Below are 2,743 nucleotides of genomic sequence, written 5' to 3'. Positions count from 1 at the left end.
CTGAGATACTTTAACGTCTATGGTGCTAGGGAGTTTTATAAAAACAAAACCGCCTCGATGGTGCTGCAGTTTGGTCTGCAAATTTTAAGCGGAAAAAATCCGCGCCTCTTTGAGGGTAGCGACAAAATCAAGCGCGACTTCGTCTATATAAAAGACATCGTGCAAGCAAATTTGCTCACTCTAAACGCTGCTAGCGGCGTGTATAACGCGGCAACTGGCATAGCAAGAAGCTTCCAAGAGATCGTGGATATCTTACAGCGCGAGCTAGGGTCAAATTTGCCTTGCGAATACATCCCAAACCCGTACGCGCGCTCATATCAGTTCCATACGCAAGCCGACATCGAGCCGACCAAAAAGGCGCTAGGATACGAGCCTAAATTTAGCCTAGAAGAGGGCATAAAAGACTACGCGGCCGAGATAAAAAGGATATATGAGGAAGAGATAAATGCGTGAAGTACGTGCTTTAGTCGTGGGCGATCTGATGCTCGATCACTACATCTGGGGCAGCTGCGAACGTATATCGCCCGAAGCTCCCGTGCAGGTGGTAAAGATAAAAAACGAAACCAAACGCCTAGGCGGAGCGGGCAACGTGGTGCTAAATTTGCTCTCGCTAGGCGCAAAAGTGGGCGTCATGAGCGTGCTCGGAGACGACGAGACGGGCGACGAGATAGAGCGGATATTGTGCGAGCAGGGCGCTAGGGCTGAGTTTATAAAAAGAGAAAAAGGGCGCACGAGCTCGATAAAAAGCCGCGTGATGGCGACGCATCAGCAAGTCGTGCGTATCGATAAAGAAAGCGTCGAAGCCGTAACGTGCGAGGACGAGCTGGCGGCAAATTTCGCCCGCGCGCTAGAGAGCTACGACGTCGCGCTGCTATCTGACTACGGCAAGGGCGTGCTGACGCCTGCGCTGTGTCAAAAGCTGATAAAGGCATGCGCGGATGCGGGTAAGCCCGTACTCATCGACCCAAAGGGCGCGGACTACTCGAAATATAAGGGTGCCACGCTACTAACGCCCAATAAAAAAGAAGCGGGCGAGGCCGTGGGCTTTAAAATAGAAAACGACGAGCAGCTTTTTACCGCGCTAAATTTGCTAAAAAACGAGCTAAATTTGACCCATTCGCTAATCACGATTTCAGAGGAGGGCATCGCGCTTTTAGAGGACGCTCAGGCGGTTAAATTTCCCGCTCTGGCAAAAGAGGTCTTTGACGTCACGGGCGCGGGAGATACGGTGCTAGCGACGCTGGGCGTGATGCTGGGCGCGGGCGAAGGCATCAAAAAGGCGATCGAGACGGCAAATTTAGCCGCCGCGGTCGTCGTGGCCAAGGTCGGCTCGGCAACGGCAAGCTTTGAGGAGATAAACGAGCTCGTGCGCCGTAAAAACGCGGCCGGCTTTGAGGAGAAAATCAAAAGCGCGGACGAGCTAGCCGCGACGCTGGCAAACCGCGGCGAAAAGCGGCTGGTTTTTACAAACGGCTGCTTTGATATCCTGCACGCGGGGCACGTGAGCTATCTGGCTAAGGCGCGGGAATTTGGCGATATACTAGTCGTCGGGCTAAACTCCGACGCCTCGGTGCGTGCGCTAAAAGGCGACGCTCGCCCCGTAAACGCGCAGGCTGATCGCGCTACCGTGCTGGCGGCGCTTGGGGCGGTTGATTACGTGACGATATTTGACGAGCTCACGCCTCTAAATTTGATCGAAAAACTACGCCCCGACGTGCTCGTAAAGGGTGCCGACTACGAAGGTAAAGAGGTCGTCGGCAGTAGCGTAGTAAAAGACGTGCGGCTAGTGGAGTTCGTAGCGGGCAAAAGCACGAGCGCGACGATAAAAAGGATAAAAAATGAAAACTGAAGATATGATAAAAAGCGAGCTAGAGGGGCATCTAGCCACGATAAAGGCGACGTTTGCGCTGGAAGCGGATATCAAAAAAGCCTGCGAAACGGCGGTAGCGACGCTAAAGGCGGGCGGTAAAATTTTGCTTTGCGGAAACGGCGGAAGCGCTGCAGACGCGCAGCACATCGCAGCCGAGCTAACGGGTCGCTACAAAACCGAGCGCGGCGCGCTAGCGGGTATAGCTCTAACGACCGATACCTCCGCGCTCACGGCGATCGGCAACGACTACGGATATGAGTTTGTTTTCTCGCGTCAGCTGGAGGCTCTGGGCCGCGAGGGCGATCTACTCATCGCGATCTCTACTAGCGGAAACAGCGGCAACGTCGTAAAAGCGCTCGAGCTAGCGCGAAAAATCGGTATCAAAACGATCGGGCTAAGCGGCCGCACGGGAGGCGCTATGAACGAGCTTTGCGAGCTAAATTTGGTCGTGCCGTCAAACGACACGCCGCGCATCCAAGAGATGCACATAATGATAGGGCATATCATCTGCCAAGCTATCGACGATGCGTTTTAGGCTAAATTTAAAAGCATTTGCGGCGGCGGAGTCAAATTTGGCTCGCCAAGCCGCTCTATAACTCCGCCTAGCGCGCAAGCAAATTTAATCACCCATGAAAACCCAACCTCCAGCCTACGCCGTCATCGATCTAAAGTCCTTCTACGCCTCGGTCGAGTGCGTTGAGCGAGGGCTTGATCCATTTGAGGCAAATTTAGTCGTCGCAGACTCTAGCAGGGGCGAAGGCAGCGTCTGTCTAGCCGTTAGCCCAGCCCTCAAAGCTCTTGGCGTAAAAAACAGATGTAGGCTGTTTGAAATCCCTAAAAATATCAAATATATAATCGCGCCGCCCAGGATGC

The 2,743-nt window shown here is 53.6% G+C and carries 3 protein-coding genes and 1 pseudogene; all 4 read left to right on the top strand.

Annotated elements, in window-relative coordinates:
- On the top strand, positions 1 to 453 hold a 453-nt coding region (locus Q0338_RS07110; RefSeq protein ID WP_298086144.1), incomplete at its 5' end, for a GDP-mannose 4,6-dehydratase.
- Positions 446 to 1,849, top strand: a complete 1,404-nt coding sequence (gene rfaE1 / locus Q0338_RS07105) for a D-glycero-beta-D-manno-heptose-7-phosphate kinase (RefSeq protein WP_298086143.1) — start codon at positions 446 to 448, stop codon at positions 1,847 to 1,849. The genes Q0338_RS07110 and rfaE1, both read left to right, overlap by 8 nt.
- A complete protein-coding gene (gene gmhA / locus Q0338_RS07100; protein ID WP_009492810.1) occupies positions 1,839 to 2,405 on the top strand; it encodes a D-sedoheptulose 7-phosphate isomerase in 567 nt (188 codons plus the stop codon). The genes rfaE1 and gmhA overlap by 11 nt, the downstream gene beginning before the upstream one ends.
- 94 nt (positions 2,406 to 2,499) lie before the next feature.
- Positions 2,500 to 2,743 (top strand): annotated as a pseudogene (locus tag Q0338_RS07095) (DNA repair protein); the annotation flags it as partial.

The sequence above is a fragment of the uncultured Campylobacter sp. genome, assembly GCF_938018145.1.
Lineage (GTDB): Bacteria > Campylobacterota > Campylobacteria > Campylobacterales > Campylobacteraceae > Campylobacter_A.
Note: the sequence above shows the minus strand (reverse complement) of the source record. Positions and strands in the feature narration are given on the sequence as shown.

Bases quoted from the DNA above. Each gene is read 5' to 3' on its own strand.
- rfaE1 (WP_298086143.1), top strand. From the start codon at position 446: ATGCGTGAAGTACGTGCTTTAGTCGTGGGCGATCTGATGCTCGATCAC.
- gmhA (WP_009492810.1), top strand. From the start codon at position 1,839: ATGAAAACTGAAGATATGATAAAAAGCGAGCTAGAGGGGCATCTAGCC.